This is a genomic window from Xanthomonas sp. NCPPB 1638 (assembly GCF_041475635.2).
Lineage (GTDB): Bacteria > Pseudomonadota > Gammaproteobacteria > Xanthomonadales > Xanthomonadaceae > Xanthomonas > Xanthomonas cucurbitae.
Genome location: NZ_CM192984.1, coordinates 3270379 through 3285205 on the forward strand (window position 1 = coordinate 3270379; position 14827 = coordinate 3285205).

A 14827-nucleotide genomic window follows, 5' to 3' on the forward strand; every position below is an offset into this window, starting at 1 on the left:
CGCGCGCGTGGCAAGACAGGTGTTGATCGCAAGCCCCAAGCGGAGCCTGCGGTGCGTGTAGGGCAACCGGCCACGGCATGCGGGTGTCAACGACCGGGTTCGTCATTCCATAGCAGCTTGTGCAGCTGCATCTGAAAGCGTACCGGCAAGCGATCGGCGACGATCCAGTCGGCCAGCTGGCGCGGGGTGACTTCGCTCTTGCTGGGCGAAAACCACACCGTGCAACGACGGTCCAGTGCGTGGCTGGCGACGCGCTCGCGCGACCATTGGTAGTCGGCCCGGCTGCAGATCACGAACTTGATCTGGTCGCGGGCGGTCAGCAGCGGCAGGTTGTCCCAGCGGTTGCGATGCTCCTCGCCCGAGGCGGGGGTCTTGATGTCCACCACCCGCGACACGCGCGGGTCGACCTCGGCCACGTCCAGGGCGCCTGAGGTTTCCAGCGACACGTCGAAGCCGGCGTCGCACAGCTGTTTCAGCAGCGCCAGGCAGCGCTTCTGCGCCAGCGGCTCGCCGCCGGTCACGCAGACATGGCGCACACCATGGCTGGCGACCTCGGCGACGATGGCGTCGATATCGTGCCACTGCCCGCCGTGGAAGGCGTACGCAGTGTCGCAATACTGGCAGCGCAGCGGGCAGCCGGTCAGGCGCACGAACACGGTCGGCCAGCCGGCGGTGTCGGCCTCGCCTTGCAGGGACAGGAAAATTTCGGTGATCTTCAATCGCGGCAACGGCGACTGGACGATCTCGCTGGGGACGGCGGCGGCGTTCATGGGCAAAGTATGCGCCGCGCCGAAGGCACGAGCGCGACACGGTTCAGCGCAGTTGCTGACCGAGACGAATGGACTGCAGGCGCTCCTGCGCAACGCGCGCGGCATCGGTGCCGGGGTACTGCGAGACAACCTGCTGCAAGGTTTGCTGGGCCTGGTCGTTCTTGCCCGCGCCGTACTGCGACAGGCCAAGCTTCAACAGGCCGCCAGCGGCCTTGTCGTGCGTGGGATAACGGCTGACAAGGTCGCGGAACTGCGCCTCGGCCAGCTGGAAATTACGGGTGGCGTAGTAACTTTCGCCCAGCCAGTACAAGGCATTGGGGGTGTAGACGCCATTGGGGTACAGCTGGAGAAAACTCAGGAACAGCTGCGAGGCGTCGTCGTACTTGCCGTTCTTCAACGCATCGAACGCAACGTTATAGGCGGTGCGCTCTTCATTGCTGACGGCCAGGGTGCCTGGATCGCCATGCACGCTGGGCGGCTTCTCGGAAGTGGCCGCCGCTGCAGGCCGCGCGGCCGGAGCCGGGGCGGGGGTAACGCTACCGGTGGCTGAGGGCAATGGCGGTGTTGTGCCACCTGCACCTTCCAACCGATTCAGGCGTCCGTCCAGGTCCAGATACTGGTCCTTGGATTGCTGCTTGAGTTGCTCGTTGTCGTGCTGCAGCTGTTCAACGGTCGCGCGCAAGCCCTGCAGGTCAGAACGCGCCTGCTGCAGTTGGTTGAGGAGATCGTTATTGGCCTGGCTATTGGCCTGCTGTTGCTCGAGCACGGCCACACGATCAGCGAGACTGGCTCGCTGGGCGTATGCCGGCGCGGCGACCACCAGGGCCGCCGCGACGAACAGGGATGTCACTCGAAAGCGCATCGCTTCTTACTGAGCCGTGTACACGATTTCGACGCGACGGTTCTGCGACCAGCAGCTTTCGCTGGTTTCGGTGCAGACCGGACGCTCTTCGCCGTAGCTGACCACGGTCAGCTGGCTGGCCGAACCACCGGCAGCCTGCAGCGAGGAGGAGACCGCGTTGCCGCGACGCTCGCCCAGACCCATGTTGTACTCGCGCGAACCGCGCTCGTCGGCATTGCCCTGCAGGGTAATGCGCGAGGACGGACGGTCACGCAGGTACTTGGCGTGGCAGGCCATGATGGCCTGGAATTCCGGCTTCAGGGAGTCCTGATCCAGATCGAAGTAGACCACGCGCTGGCGCAGGCAGGCATCGGTATCCAGGTCGCCCGGGCCGTACAGGCCGGAGGTGGACGGGCCGGTGGGAACGGAGGAACCGGCGGTGGTATCGGTTGCGGGAGGCGGAGTTTCCTTCACCTTCTTCGAGCAACCAGCCAGCACGGCAACGGACAGCAGGGAGACAAGCAAGACGCGGGTGGACTTGTTCATGGGATACCTATGGAGGCTCTGGGCCAATGAGTGGTTTAACGCAGCGAAATATTAACATTAATGCGCGGTTCGGTAAGGCCCCCAAGCGGGTTCTCTCACATCACCATCGGCCAGAACCAGACGCTGGCGGACCCGAGCGTCGGCGGATACGGCGTAAAGCACACCCCGGCCACCCTCACGTGCGGCGTACAACACCATGCTGGCGTTGGGCGCGAAGCTCGGCGATTCGTCCAGCGAACCCGGCGACAGCGTGCTCCAGCTAGGCGAACCCAGGCTGCGATCCATCATCGCAATGCGGTAGCTGTTGCCGCTGCCCTGCGCAACGGCAATCTTCTTGCCGTCGAACGAGACACTGGCGGTCGCGTTGTAATTGCCCTGAAAGGTCACGCGGTTGGCGCTGCCGCCGCTGGCAGCCACCTGGTAGATCTGCGGACGGCCGCCGCGATCGGAGGTGAAATAGATGCTGCCGCCATCCGGCGCCCAGGTCGGCTCGGTGTCGATGCCGAAGTGGTTGGTCAGCTGGGTCAGCTGCTTGCTGCCCAGATCCATCACGTAGATCTCGGGGTTGCCGCTGCGCGACAGCGCCAGGGCAAGCCGGCGACCGTCAGGCGAGAACGACGGTGCACCGTTGATGCCGCGGAAGCTGGACACCAGCTCACGTGCGCCGGTGGCGATGTCCTGCAGGTAGATCGATGAATTGCCGCGCTCGAAGCTCACATAGGCCAGCTTCTTGCCATCAGGGCTCCAGTTCGGCGACAACAGCGGCTCGGCCGAACGCACGATGGTCTGCGGGTTGTAGCCGTCCGAATCGGCCACCATCAGCGCATAGCGCATGGCGCCGCCCTTGCCGCTGGCGGTGACGTAGGCGATACGGGTCCAGAATGCGCCGCGCACACCGGTGATCTTTTCGTAGATCGCGTCGGCCATCTGGTGCGAGACATCGCGCATCGCATTGGCACGCGCAGTCATCGCCAGCCCGAGCAGGCGCTCGCCCTTAGCCACGTCGAACAGTTCGTACTCGACGCGATAGGCGCCCTCACCTGCGTCCATCACCCGGCCGACGACGATGTAGTTCTGCTTGAGCGTGCGCCAGGTCTGAAACTGCACCTCGGTGCCACGGGTCGGCTTTTCGACGATCTGCGCGGCGGGCAGCGTGCGGAACTGGCCGGAACGATCCAGGTCGGCACCGACCACGGCCGAGACGTCGGTCTGCGGCGCTGTTCCGGAGCCCTGGTAGGGCATGGGGACAACGGCAATCGGCGTGGCCGAGGCGCTACCGCCCACGATGTCGATGGTGAGCCCTTGCTGCTGCGAGAGCGCGCTCAGCGGCAACAACAGGGCGGTCAGGGCAGCTAGCCAACGCAGCGGTTTTTTCATGGACGGCTCGGATCGGGCAGGAAAAGTGGGCAAGGGATACCAATCAGCGAGTGAACATACTCGCAATCATGAACGCGACCGCGTGAAAATGGAGCAAGCGGAAGCTTGGCACAGCCGGAAGCTTGGCACAGCGACTCCGTGAAGCGACAGCAGGGTGGAACGAGGCCCGGCCAGCAGCATTGGAGTTGCGTGCCAAGCTCGGATACACCCCGCAGCCGCCGACACCAGGCGCCCATGCGGCATCTGCCGGCCAGCAGACGCCGGGTACGGGCATCATTGATCCTGCGCGGTGAACACGAAGGTCAGGTTGCGCTGGAACACCGATTCGAAGCCGCGATACGGCAGCGGCTGCGCGCTCAATACCGCCGCTTCGATGGAGCGCTGGCCGGCCTCGTCGTACGGGCAACCCGGCGCGACCTTGGCCTCCATGACGCTGCCACCGGGCAGCTGACGGATGTTGATGGTGCACTTCTGGCCGGGCGGCACGGAGGGCGGACGCACCCACTGCGCCAGCACCTTCTGCTGGATCGCAGCAGCGTACTTGGCCGACAGGTCAGTGCTGGTACCGCCCTGCCCTGCGGTCGGCTGCGCGCTGGTCGCTGCGGCGGCCGAGGCCTGCTGCGCGCGCGCGGCGGCCACCTGGCGCAGCTTCTGCTCGGCCAGCGCCGCTTCCTTGTCGGCCTGCGCGCGCTGGCGGCGGATATCGGCGATCTTCTTCTCACGCTCGGCGTCCGCTGCCGCCTGCTGCGCCGCGGCCTGTTTCTTCTTGGCGTCGTCTTCTTCCTGCTGCTTGGCCAGGCGCAGTTTCTGCTCGGCCTCTTCCTGGCGCTTGCGCTCGGTCAGGTCGATCTGCTCCTGGCGGCGCTTGGCTTCCTGCTCCTGCTTGGCCTTTTCGGCAGAAATGGCCAATGCATCGACCTTCTCCTGATCGACCTTGTCCGGCTGGGCCACGCGCTCCTGCGCCTGCGCCTGCTGCGGGGTGGGCGCGTCCTGCGGGCGCGGCTCGGGAATCGGCTGCGGCGGCGGCACGCTGTCTTCGGGGGCGGGTTCGGGCAGCGGGGCCGGTGGCGGCGGCGCCTCCACCGGGGTGGCCTTCAGCGCCTGGCGGGCCACGCGCGCGTCGGCGGCGGACACGTCCAGCGAGGCCTCCATGCTGGAATCACCTGCGGCCGGTTCCACCGAGCGTTCCGGCGACCACAGCCAGCCGGCGATGAACACCAGCGCGACCAATACGTGCACGACCAGGGCCAGGACCACCGGCCGCAGCCAGCCGTCCTCGCGCGAACCTTGCGTGGGGAATGCGTCAGCGTGCATCGCTGCCTGCAGTGCCGCCGGAGTCGGAAATCAGGCCCACCTTCTCGACCTTGGCCTGCTTGAGCACATCGATGGCGTCCATGATTTTCTGGTACGGGGCGGCACGATCGCCGGCCACCACCACGCGGGCGTCCTTGTCCTGCGCCACGATGGCGGCCAGTTGCGCCTGCAGCGCCGCCACGTCCATTGCCTGCGGCTTGCCCTTGGGCAGTTGCAGGGCCAGTTGGCCATCGGCGGCGACCACCACCACCACCGGGTCCTGCTTGCTCTCCAGCGCCTTGGCGCGCGAGCTGGGCAGGCTGACGTCGGTGCTCAGGGTCAGCAACGGTGCGGTCACCATGAAGATGATCAGCAGCACCAGCATCACGTCGATGTACGGCACGACGTTGATGTCGGATTTGAGCTTGCGCTTCTTGCGGCGGGAAATACCGGAGATCATCGCGAAACGTTCCTAATTAATCCTCGGCGCCGGGCGCCAGCGTGGTCGCGCGGCGCCCGGGTGAGGGACAGCCGCGCATGACGCTGTGCATCGACGCGACTGGCTCGCCCGGCCACGTCCCGCATCAAACCGTGCGGGTGCATGCCGGGAGCGCGCATCACTCGTCCGCGCCAGCCTGGCGCTGCAGGATGGAGCTGAACTCGTCGGCGAAGGTTTCGTAGCGCACCGACAGCCGTTCCACGCGGGTGGTGAAGCGGTTGTAGGCCCACACCGCCGGAATCGCCACGAACAGGCCGATGGCGGTGGCGAACAGTGCTTCGGAGATACCCGGCGCCACGGCCGCGATACCGGCCTGCTCGCCGCTGCTGACCATGTCGTGCATGGTCACCATGATGCCGAACACGGTACCGACCAGGCCAACGTACGGCGCGGTGGAGCCGATGTTGGCCAGCAACTCCAAATTGCGCTCGAGCTGGTCGACCTCGCGGGTGAAGGCGGTGCGCATGGCGCGCTGCGCGCCTTCCAGCTGGACGCGCGCGTCCAGGCGGCGGCGATCGCGCAGGCGCGAGAACTCGCGGAAGCCGCTTTCGAACATCGATTCCAGCCCGCCCACAGTGCGGTTGCGGTCGGTGGCCGAGGCGTACAGCTTGGCCAGATCCGCGCCGGACCAGAAGCGGTTCTCGAACTCGTCGGCCTCGCGGTTGGCCAGCTTGAAGGCGCGTGCCTTGCGGAAAATGATGACCCAGCTGATGAACGAGCCGATCAGCAGCAGCAGCACGATGATCTTGACCGGGATACTGGCCCGCAGGATCAGGTCCACGTAGTTGATGCTGCTGTTGTGCGCCGCCACGGCGGTTTGCGCCGCTGCGGCGGTGACGTCCTGGGGTAGTGCTTCCACTACCGTGTCCTGCAGGGCCAGGAGCAATGCAATCGACATCCGTTCGTTCCTCAGTAATCGGATTCTGGGGTTTCTAGAGCTTTCAAAACGTCATACAGCGCATCGTCCATGCCGCGCGGGCGGAAGTCGCTGGCACCCAGGGCGGCAATGCGCACCTGCGCGGTCAACAACACTTCGCCCTCGCGGCGCACCGACTGCGCGAACAGCAGGCTGGCCCGTCTGCATTTCAACACTACCGCCGACACCGACAGCGCGTCGTCAAGCCGGGCCGGCTTGAGGAAATCCAGTTGCATCGAGCGGACCGCAAACACCAGACCATGCTGCTGGCGCATCAGATCCTGCCCGTAGCCGGCCGCGCGCATCCATTCGGTGCGCGCGCGTTCCATGAAGGCGACGTAGCGCGCGTGGTAGACCACCCCGCCGACGTCGGTATCTTCCCAGTAGACGCGTGTCGGCCAACTGAATACAGGCGGGGAATCGGGAATCGGGAGTCGGGAATCGGCGGTCATGGGGACGGATTTTCAGTCGAGACGGCCCCGGTGAACGACGAACGGAGCGCCATCAGAACAGGTCTCCCGGTTCGCCGATGGCCGGGGCGCGGTCGCGCGGGGGCTTCAGGCCCAGGTGCAGATAGGCCTTGGGCGTGACCATGCGCCCGCGCGCGGTGCGGATCAGAAAGCCCTGCTGGATCAGATAGGGCTCGACCACGTCTTCCAGCGTGCCGCGTTCTTCCGACAGTGAGGCCGCCAGCGATTCCACGCCCACCGGGCCGCCATCGAAGTGGTCGATGATGATGCGCAGCATGCGGCGGTCGAGTTCGTCGAAGCCTTCCGGATCCACTTTGAGCATCTGCATGGCCGCCTGCGCCACGGGCAGGTCGATATGGCCGGCGGCCTTGACCTGCGCGTAGTCGCGCACGCGGCGCAGCAGCCGGTTGGCGATGCGCGGCGTGCCACGGGCGCGACGCGCGATCTCGGCCGCGCCTTCCGGCGTGCAATCGATGCCCAGGATGGCCGCCGAGCGGATCACGATGCGGGTCAGCTCGGCCGGCGAATAGAACTCCAGCCGCTGCACGATGCCGAAGCGGTCGCGCAAGGGCGCGGTCAGCAGGCCGGCACGGGTGGTGGCGCCGATCAGGGTGAACGGCGGCAGGTCGATCTTGATCGAGCGCGCGGCCGGGCCGTCGCCGATCATGATGTCGATCTGGAAATCTTCCATCGCCGGATACAGCACTTCTTCCACCACCGGCGACAGGCGGTGGATCTCGTCGATGAACAACACATCGTGCGGCTGCAGGTTGGTCAGCAGCGCGGCCAGGTCGCCGGCCTTTTCGATCACCGGGCCGGACGTCACCCGCAGGCTGACGCCCAGCTCGTTGGCGATGACATGGCTGAGCGTGGTCTTGCCCAGGCCCGGCGGGCCGAAGATCAGCACATGGTCCATCGCCTCGCCGCGCGCCTTGGCGGCCTGGATGTAGATGTCCATCTGCTCGCGCACCGGCTGCTGGCCAAGATAATCGGCCAGGCGCTTGGGCCGGATGCTCGCATCGGCGGCATCGTCTTCGCGGGTGGAGCTGCTGGCGATGATGCGGTCCATTGAAAAGCCGGGAATGGGGAATCGAGAATGGGGAATCGAGCGGACAATAGTAGCGGTTACCGGCAACGCTGGTGCCCTTTTCAGCCGTCGCCGAGTGTCTCGGGCCGGCGCAGGCCGTTGCTTTTCCTATTCCCCATTCCCGTCTCCCGATTCCCAAGGCCGCGACACTGTCGCGGCCTCAGATCTCCACCTGCGCGCCGAGCTCCACCAGGCGGTTGCCGGGGATGCGGAAGAAGCCGGTGGCCGGGGCGGCATTGCGGTGCATCAGCGCGAACAGCTTGTCGCGCCAGATCGGCATGCCGCGGTTGGCGCTGGCCACGATGGTTTCGCGGCTGGCGAAGAAGGTGGTGTCCATCGGGTCGAAGTGGATGCCGCCCTGGTCGCAGGAACGCATCAATGCCAACGGCACGTCGGGCGTTTCCATGAAGCCGAAGCGCACATAGACGCGGTAGAACTCATCGCCGATCGATTCGATCTGCAGACGCTTGTCCACCGGCGCATACGGGATCGGCAGCGTGTCCACGTTGAGGAAGATGTTGCGTTCGTGCAGCACCTTGTTGTGCTTGAGGTTGTGCATCAACGCATGCGGCACCACCATCGGGTCGGCGGTCAGGAACACCGCCATGCCGGGCACGCGCACCGGCGGTGCCAGCATCAGCCCGGGCAGGAAGCTGTCGATGCGGATACCGTCCTTGCGAATTTCTTCGCGCAGCAGCGCACGGCCGCGGCGCCAGGTGCGCATCAGGGTGAACACCACGATACCCAGCGCCAGCGGGAACCAGGCGCCCTGCAGCAGCTTGGCGCCATTGGCGATCACGAAGGCCAGTTCGATGATGAAGAACACCACACACAGCGGCAGCACCCAGCTGCGCCAGCGCGGCCACAGCGCGCGCGCCACCAGCGCCAGCAGCAAGGTGTCGATCAGCATGGTCATCGACACCGAGATGCCGTAGGCCACCGCCAGATTGGTGGAGCTGCGGAAGATCAGCACCAGCGCGATCACCATCACCATCAGCAACCAGTTGATGCCGGGCACGTAGATCTGGCCAATGGTGTCGCGCGAGGTGTGCTTGACCAGCATGCGCGGGATGTAGCCCAGCTGCATGGCCTGGCGCGCCACCGAATAGGCGCCGGTAATCACCGCCTGCGAGGCGATCACTGCCGCCAGCGTGGCCAGGACGATCATCGGATACAACGCCCAGCCCGGCACCGCCTCGAAGAAGGGGTTCTTCAACGCGGAGGGGTGGTTGAGCACCAGTGCGCCCTGCCCCAGGTAATTGAGCAGCAGCATCGGCAGCACGAAGAAATACCAGCCATGGCGGATCGGGCGCGCACCGAAATGGCCCATGTCCGCATACAGCGCCTCGCCGCCGGTCACCGCCAGTACCACCGCGCCGAGGATGAACACCCCGTGCCAGCCGTGCTGCAGGAAGAAGCGGATCCCCCACCACGGGTTGAAGGCCTTGAGCACCTCCGGCGCATCCACGATGTTCCAGATCCCGATCGCCCCCAGCGACAGGAACCACAGGCAGGTGATCGGACCGAACACCTTGCCGACCTTTTCGGTACCGAAGCGCTGGGCCATGAACACCAGCAGCAGCACCACGACGGTGATCGGCACGATGAACGGGTGCAGGCTGGGGGCGGCGACCTCCAGGCCCTCCACCGCGCCCATCACAGAGATGGCCGGGGTGATGACGCCGTCGCCGAAGAACAGCGAGGCGCCGAAGATGCCGAGGATGCCCACCACGTAGGCCGAGCGCGAGCCCTGCCTGAGGGTGCGCTGGGCCAGCGCCATCAGCGCCATGATGCCGCCTTCGCCATCGTTGTCGGCGCGCATGATGATGGTGACGTACTTGAGCGTCACCGTAATCATCAGCGCCCAGAACGCCAGCGACAGCACGCCCAGCACGGTGTCGTGGTCGCTGGTCAGCCCATAGTGCGGCGAAAACGCCTCCTTCAGGGTGTATAGCGGGCTGGTGCCGATATCGCCGAAGACGACACCGATGGCACCGATGACCAGGGCCATGTGGCCGTTGGCGGGCGCGTGGCCGTGGCCCGCTGCAGGAGTGGAGGTCTGTGACATGAGTGGGCAGGGTATCGCCGAAGGGCGTGAAGAGTGGGAAAGGCCGAGGCTGCTTAACGCAGCGCGGCCTGCAGGGCCTTGCGGATGACCGTGGCGACGTCGTCGCCGTCTGCCCCGGCCTCGCGTGCCATGCGTGCGGCCTCGGCCGGCTTGTAGCCCAGTTGCTGCAGCGCGACGGTGGCTTCGGACACTGCATCGGGACCGAGCTGGCCGGTGATCGGCGCGCCGCTGCTGAAGTCGGCCGCGCGGTCGCGCAGTTCCACCACCATGCGCTCGGCAGTCTTCTTGCCGATGCCGGGGATGCGCGTCAACGCGGTGATGTCACCGCTGGTGATGAGGCGAGCGAACTCGTCCACGCTGACCCCGGACAACACCGCCAGCGCGATCTTGGCGCCGATGCCGGTGACCTTCTGCACGTCGCGGAACAAGCGCCGCTCGCCCTCGCGCAGGAAACCGTATAGCGCGACGCTGTCTTCCTTCTGCGCGTAGTGGGTGAACAGGATGACGTCGCGACCGACATCGGGCAGGTCGTAGAAAGTGCTCATCGGCGCCTCCAGCTCATAGCCCACCCCGCCCACGTCGATCACCAGCCACGGCGGCTGCTTGTAGGCCAGGATTCCGCGTAGACGGCCGATCATTGGGCACCGCCTGTGCGGTGCCGGGAATGGGGAATCGGGAATGGGGAATCGACACAGCACGCGCCGTTGTGGACTCCGCTGTTGGCGTTACCGATTCCCGATTCCCGATTCCCGATTCTCATTTCTTGCGGCTCCAGGCCTGTTGGGTGTTGACGCCCAGGCGCTGCGCGGTGGCGCGCACGTGGGCGTGGGTGATGGCGACCGCCAGTGCGTCGGCGGCGTCGGGCTGCAGCTTGCCTTTCAGGTTGAGCATGATGCCCACCATGTGCTGGACCTGCATCTTGTCCGCGCCACCCTTGCCGACCAGGGCCAGCTTGACCTCGGTGGCAGCGTACTCGTGCACCGGCAGGTCGCGCATGACCACCGCGCAGATCGCCGCGCCGCGCGCATGGCCGAGCTTGAGCGCCGAGGCGGCGCTCTTGCCCATGAACACCTTTTCGATCGCCACCTCATGCGGCCGGTAGGTCTCGATCAGCTCGCCCAACCCGTGCAGCAAGCGCTTGAGCCGCTGGGAGAAGTCGCCCTCGCCTAGCAACAGCAACGGTGCGTGGTGCACATGCCGGCTGCGACCGCCCTCGTCGATGTCGATGATGCCGATCCCGGTGCGCTGCGAGCCGGGATCGATGCCCAGGATGCGGGTCATTGGCGGGCCGGGAGTGGGGATTGGAGATTGGGGATTGGTAACCTGCGTGCAGCGCAGCGCGCACATCGCTGTTGCGAATCCCGAATGCCCAATCCCGCCATCCCCACCTGCATCAGGCGCCAAGCGCCGCTTGATCGACGTTCGAATACACGTCCTGCACGTCGTCCAGGTCTTCGAGCATGTCCAGCAGCTTGCGCACCTGCACGGCGGTGTCGCCGTCCACGGCAATGTCGTTCTCGGCGCGGAAGGTGATGTCGGCATGCGCCGGTTCCAGGCCGGCGGCGGCCAGGGCGTTCCTGACCTGGATAAAGGCATCCGGGGCGGTCAGCACGTCGATGGCGCCGTCTTCCGGGTACACCACCACGTCGTCGGCGCCGGCTTCAATGGCGGCGTCGGTGAGCGCGTCTTCATTGGCACCGGCGGCGAAGCTGAGCACACCCAGGCGCTTGAACATGAAGGCCACCGAGCCCTCGGTGCCCATGTTGCCGCCGCACTTGCTGAAAGCGTGGCGTACGTCGGCCACGGTGCGCACGCGGTTGTCGGTGAGGCAATCCACGATCACCGCCACGCCGCCGGGCGCGTAGCCCTCGTAGCGGATTTCTTCGTATTCCACCCCTTCCAGCTCGCCGGTGGACTTCTTGATGGCGCGCTCCATCACGTCCTTGGACATGTTGGACGACAGGCCCTTGTCCATGGCGGTGCGCAGGCGCGGGTTGTTGGACGGATCGCCGCCGCCAGCGCGGGCGGCCACGCTGATCTCGCGGATGATCTTGGTGAACATCTTGCCGCGTTTGGCGTCGGAGGCGTTCTTGCGGCCTTCGATGGAGGGGCCTCTACCCATGGGTGGTTCCAGACTGGCTTGGATGACAGGGCGCGGATTTTACCCGATTGCCTGCCCTCACCGGGGCAGCAACGTGCGCCAGCGGACGCGCAATCCCCAAAACGGCCCTGGCGCAGGAAAGGTCATCGCCTGCGAGGCGGTGGCCGACGAGCGCAGCGGGCCGCCATGAGGGTCGGCAGGGATCCGTATAAAGAAGCGCCAAAAGTGAGCCAACTCGCTGTCAGTACAGAACTTTTTCACGAATCCCTGCCAACCCTCAACGTCTCGGTCTGCGCAGCTGGTTGGGGCTGGCACTTGCGGCGCTGGCGATCGCCGCAGGGATGCGTCTGGACTGACGCTCGCGCTTTCGGCCTGCGCGACGCCAGTTCGCCACCGGCCTTCCGCACCGGGTGGCGGTCGCTACGATAAGCGTGCATACCTACCGGAGTTTGTGATGCGCCTGAATCCGTTTTCGCGCACTGCTCATCGGGTCGCAACGGAGCCGCTCAGCCCCACAGCTCCAGCTGGGACGCCAACCGCTCCAGGTACGGCGTCGCCGCACCCGCTGTCACACGCGCCCAAGACCGGCACCACGAAGCGTGCGTCCAAGTCGCGGCAGGGCATGCTTACGTTGGCGCGTCAATCGCTGGCGACGCTGCGCAAGCAGTTGCCCTCCATGTGCGTGGGATCGTCGGTCACCAAAACAACGTCGAGCCAGCCTCCGACCGCACCCGCACCCGCACCGCATGACATTGCACTGCGCGTTCCCACACAGCGCCCACCGCTCAACCACGCCGCTGTTGATGCGCGATGGGAGGCGCCCAGTGCAATGCCCAAGCCACGCAATCGTGTCCCAACGCAGACAGCAACGCCGCAACGGCAACCGCTGCCGACCGCGCTTAATGCAGCGCGCCCGCAGCCACGTCAGGGCGGCACCGCGGAACGGTGGCAACGGCAGGCTCCAGGCCCGGCCAGGCGCGACCAGATCGGCCAGCCGCAGCAGCCTACATCGCCAGTGCGGCCAGCACCGTCTGCGAGTCGGGTATCGCCGCCACAGGCACCGCCCACGCAGTCCAGGCGGCTCCCTGCGGTGCGCAACATGAATCTACGATTGGCGGCGCTGAGCAAGCAGTGCTACGACATCAGCCAGCGGCTCTACGACGAGGACCGCCCCCCTCGTCCCGAAGAGCAGGCGATGTTCGAGACGCGTGCCGCACTGATCGCCGAGCGCAACGCCGTGCGCGATCAGCAGCTCGATGATATGCTGGCGGCGCTGGCGCCATTGGAAAAGATCGCTGCGCCGAAAACCACCAGCAGCGGTTTGCTCATGGTCCAAACAGATGTGATGCAGTCCAATCGACATGCGTTGCTTGCGGTAGGCCGCGACAATATCAACATGACCAAGATGGCGGTGCATTACGCGCGCGCGCAGCGGCGCCTGGAGTCCTTGAAGGAGAGCGACGCGCCCCATGACAAGATCCGGCGCCTGCAGCGCATGATGCAGGGCTACACCAATCTGCTGGCATTGAACGAGATCGTCAAACGCACCGATGACCAACTGCAGCGGATGGGCGCGCCACGCTTGATGGATAGCATACCTACCACACGGCAAGAGCGCGCACAGTACGAGCAGAGCGAACGTGATGCCCACCAAGAGGCAATCGACAACGGCTATTACTGAGGATCGATCACGTAGTGGCCGGTGCGCGTAGACCGTGTGCGGGCCGCATCGCCTACTTCATGCAGCTCCGGCATCGGTGCGGCCCAGCACTGAATCTGCTGGCGCTGCCAACCGATGTCGGTGTACGGCAGCGGCGTCATGCCGGTGTGTGCCGGATGACCGATTCCTTCGCATCCACGCGGTGGCGCGCGGCGCGCCAGAAACCGGCGGCACTGGTCCTGGTAGCGCCGCCGACGCCGGATAGTTCGCCCACCCGGTCCATGCGGCTGGACAGCCAGAAAAAGCCTTTGCGGCGAATCACCTGCGGCAACCCGCTGTGCACCATGTGCGCAAACCGCTGCGGGTGAAACGGCCGACTTGCGAGAGACACGACGCCGCTAATGCCGCATTCGAAGGCCTTCAGAAGATCATGAAAAATTCGTTTATGGCAGCGAATTAGCTAATTTTTGACTGCTTTTTATACGACTCCCTGCCGACCCTCGCTATGGCTGGCCTGCACCACGCAGTGGCCGCGCAGCCCCGGCAGGCGGGTTTCCCACCGCCACGGTGCCGTCGGAGTCGCCGTCCAGCGCCGCCAGCCAGCGGCCGACGCCGCGCGGGATGCAGCCGGCCACCTGACCGGTCTCGGCCGCACCGTCCCACTGCGCAAAGCCCTGCTGCAGCAACGCGGCACTGCGACCCATGGCCCAGACGCCACCGCGCCGGGCCAACCCGCGCGCGGCAGCGCTTCCGCGCAGCGGCGAGCCCAGGCACACCACACGGCGTACCGGCAGGTCGGGCGCATCGCACAAGGCCTGCAAGGCCATCAGCCCGCCCAGGCTATGGCAGACCAGCAGCTGCGCGCCGCTACTGCGTACGCGCGCGATCAGCTGCGGCACCGCCTGCGCCGGGCCACCCAGCACGCTGGCGTAGCCGAACAACGCTGGCGCCAGCCCGTCGCCGCGCAGCCGGTGGGCCAATGGCAGCAGCCAGTGCACGCTATTCCAGATGCCATGCACCAGCAGCACATCGGCGGTGGTGGTGGTCGATTGCTTGCGCGAGCTGCGTCGCGGGGTGACCGCAAGGGCCGAAGATGCGCTGGACAAAGGCAGGAGGACCGGAACGTGGCGCGCAAGCGTCGAGCAATGCAGACGCGGTGCAGGATCTGCAGTGTACGAGCGCCCGACGCTAGCGCGTGA

At 66.1% G+C, this 14827-nt stretch carries 14 protein-coding genes and 2 pseudogenes; 1 reads left to right on the plus strand and 15 read right to left on the minus strand.

The annotated features are described in order from the left end of the window. Nucleotides 1–86 precede the first annotated feature (86 nt). From queE to ACCQ13_RS14140, 13 genes are all read right to left on the minus strand, one after another. Nucleotides 87–770: a 7-carboxy-7-deazaguanine synthase QueE gene (gene queE, locus ACCQ13_RS14080; RefSeq protein ID WP_104603143.1), complete on the minus strand. Its 684-nt coding sequence runs from the start codon at nucleotides 768–770 to the stop codon at nucleotides 87–89. A gap of 43 nt (nucleotides 771–813) precedes the next feature. Then, nucleotides 814–1632, minus strand: coding sequence for a tol-pal system protein YbgF (ybgF, locus tag ACCQ13_RS14085; RefSeq protein ID WP_159407372.1), 819 nt, complete (start codon nucleotides 1630–1632; stop codon nucleotides 814–816). Nucleotides 1633–1638: 6 nt separating this feature from the next. After that, complete coding sequence (gene pal / locus ACCQ13_RS14090) at nucleotides 1639–2157, minus strand: peptidoglycan-associated lipoprotein Pal (RefSeq protein ID WP_016904129.1); 519 nt, start codon at nucleotides 2155–2157, stop codon at nucleotides 1639–1641. Between the two features lie 57 nt (nucleotides 2158–2214). After that, the gene (gene tolB, locus ACCQ13_RS14095; RefSeq protein ID WP_104603141.1) at nucleotides 2215–3534 is read right to left on the minus strand and encodes a Tol-Pal system beta propeller repeat protein TolB; all 1320 of its coding nucleotides are present in this window, start codon (nucleotides 3532–3534) and stop codon (nucleotides 2215–2217) included. A gap of 273 nt (nucleotides 3535–3807) precedes the next feature. Further along, complete coding sequence (gene tolA, locus ACCQ13_RS14100; RefSeq protein WP_104603140.1) at nucleotides 3808–4848, minus strand: cell envelope integrity protein TolA; 1041 nt, start codon at nucleotides 4846–4848, stop codon at nucleotides 3808–3810. Continuing rightward, a complete protein-coding gene (gene tolR / locus ACCQ13_RS14105; RefSeq protein WP_104603139.1) occupies nucleotides 4838–5287 on the minus strand; it encodes a protein TolR in 450 nt (149 codons plus the stop codon). The genes tolA and tolR overlap by 11 nt, the downstream gene beginning before the upstream one ends. A gap of 157 nt (nucleotides 5288–5444) precedes the next feature. Next, a complete protein-coding gene (tolQ, locus tag ACCQ13_RS14110) occupies nucleotides 5445–6224 on the minus strand; it encodes a protein TolQ (protein WP_159407373.1) in 780 nt (259 codons plus the stop codon). An 11-nt stretch (nucleotides 6225–6235) separates the two neighbouring features. Next, nucleotides 6236–6694, minus strand: a complete 459-nt coding sequence (gene ybgC / locus ACCQ13_RS14115) for a tol-pal system-associated acyl-CoA thioesterase (RefSeq protein ID WP_159407374.1) — start codon at nucleotides 6692–6694, stop codon at nucleotides 6236–6238. Nucleotides 6695–6746: 52 nt separating this feature from the next. Beyond that, nucleotides 6747–7781: a Holliday junction branch migration DNA helicase RuvB gene (gene ruvB, locus ACCQ13_RS14120; protein WP_104603136.1), complete on the minus strand. Its 1035-nt coding sequence runs from the start codon at nucleotides 7779–7781 to the stop codon at nucleotides 6747–6749. A gap of 178 nt (nucleotides 7782–7959) precedes the next feature. Beyond that, on the minus strand, nucleotides 7960–9867 hold the full coding sequence (locus ACCQ13_RS14125; protein WP_104603135.1) for a potassium transporter Kup: 1908 nt from the start codon (nucleotides 9865–9867) through the stop codon (nucleotides 7960–7962). Between the two features lie 53 nt (nucleotides 9868–9920). After that, nucleotides 9921–10505, minus strand: a complete 585-nt coding sequence (ruvA, locus tag ACCQ13_RS14130; protein WP_104603134.1) for a Holliday junction branch migration protein RuvA — start codon at nucleotides 10503–10505, stop codon at nucleotides 9921–9923. Nucleotides 10506–10623: 118 nt separating this feature from the next. Next, nucleotides 10624–11148, minus strand: a complete 525-nt coding sequence (gene ruvC / locus ACCQ13_RS14135; protein WP_104603133.1) for a crossover junction endodeoxyribonuclease RuvC — start codon at nucleotides 11146–11148, stop codon at nucleotides 10624–10626. Between the two features lie 112 nt (nucleotides 11149–11260). After that, nucleotides 11261–11989, minus strand: a complete 729-nt coding sequence (locus ACCQ13_RS14140; protein ID WP_104603132.1) for a YebC/PmpR family DNA-binding transcriptional regulator — start codon at nucleotides 11987–11989, stop codon at nucleotides 11261–11263. Between the two features lie 433 nt (nucleotides 11990–12422). Here ACCQ13_RS14140 and xopR point away from each other — a divergent pair, with 433 nt between their 5' ends. Further along, nucleotides 12423–13649, plus strand: a complete 1227-nt coding sequence (xopR, locus tag ACCQ13_RS14145; protein WP_167526926.1) for a type III secretion system effector protein XopR — start codon at nucleotides 12423–12425, stop codon at nucleotides 13647–13649. Between the two features lie 41 nt (nucleotides 13650–13690). On the opposite strand, the pseudogene ACCQ13_RS14150 reads toward xopR, so the two are convergent. Together ACCQ13_RS14150 and ACCQ13_RS14155 are read right to left on the minus strand one after the other, a co-directional pair. Continuing rightward, nucleotides 13691–14040: pseudogene (locus ACCQ13_RS14150) on the minus strand (CobW C-terminal domain-containing protein); the annotation flags it as partial. Nucleotides 14041–14130: 90 nt separating this feature from the next. After that, nucleotides 14131–14734, minus strand: a pseudogene (locus ACCQ13_RS14155) (esterase/lipase family protein); the annotation flags it as partial. Nucleotides 14735–14827: the final 93 nt, after the last annotated feature.

What these genes read in the sequence shown, in the direction of transcription:
- queE (WP_104603143.1), bottom strand. Translation starts at nt 770, where the DNA reads ATGAACGCCGCCGCCGTCCCCAGCGAGATCGTCCAGTCGCCGTTGCCG.
- ybgF (WP_159407372.1), bottom strand. Translation starts at nt 1,632, where the DNA reads ATGCGCTTTCGAGTGACATCCCTGTTCGTCGCGGCGGCCCTGGTGGTC.
- pal (WP_016904129.1), bottom strand. Translation starts at nt 2,157, where the DNA reads ATGAACAAGTCCACCCGCGTCTTGCTTGTCTCCCTGCTGTCCGTTGCC.
- tolB (WP_104603141.1), bottom strand. Translation starts at nt 3,534, where the DNA reads ATGAAAAAACCGCTGCGTTGGCTAGCTGCCCTGACCGCCCTGTTGTTG.
- tolA (WP_104603140.1), bottom strand. Translation starts at nt 4,848, where the DNA reads ATGCACGCTGACGCATTCCCCACGCAAGGTTCGCGCGAGGACGGCTGG.
- tolR (WP_104603139.1), bottom strand. Translation starts at nt 5,287, where the DNA reads ATGATCTCCGGTATTTCCCGCCGCAAGAAGCGCAAGCTCAAATCCGAC.
- tolQ (WP_159407373.1), bottom strand. Translation starts at nt 6,224, where the DNA reads ATGTCGATTGCATTGCTCCTGGCCCTGCAGGACACGGTAGTGGAAGCA.
- ybgC (WP_159407374.1), bottom strand. Translation starts at nt 6,694, where the DNA reads ATGACCGCCGATTCCCGACTCCCGATTCCCGATTCCCCGCCTGTATTC.
- ruvB (WP_104603136.1), bottom strand. Translation starts at nt 7,781, where the DNA reads ATGGACCGCATCATCGCCAGCAGCTCCACCCGCGAAGACGATGCCGCC.
- ACCQ13_RS14125 (WP_104603135.1), bottom strand. Translation starts at nt 9,867, where the DNA reads ATGTCACAGACCTCCACTCCTGCAGCGGGCCACGGCCACGCGCCCGCC.
- ruvA (WP_104603134.1), bottom strand. Translation starts at nt 10,505, where the DNA reads ATGATCGGCCGTCTACGCGGAATCCTGGCCTACAAGCAGCCGCCGTGG.
- ruvC (WP_104603133.1), bottom strand. Translation starts at nt 11,148, where the DNA reads ATGACCCGCATCCTGGGCATCGATCCCGGCTCGCAGCGCACCGGGATC.
- ACCQ13_RS14140 (WP_104603132.1), bottom strand. Translation starts at nt 11,989, where the DNA reads ATGGGTAGAGGCCCCTCCATCGAAGGCCGCAAGAACGCCTCCGACGCC.
- xopR (WP_167526926.1), top strand. Translation starts at nt 12,423, where the DNA reads ATGCGCCTGAATCCGTTTTCGCGCACTGCTCATCGGGTCGCAACGGAG.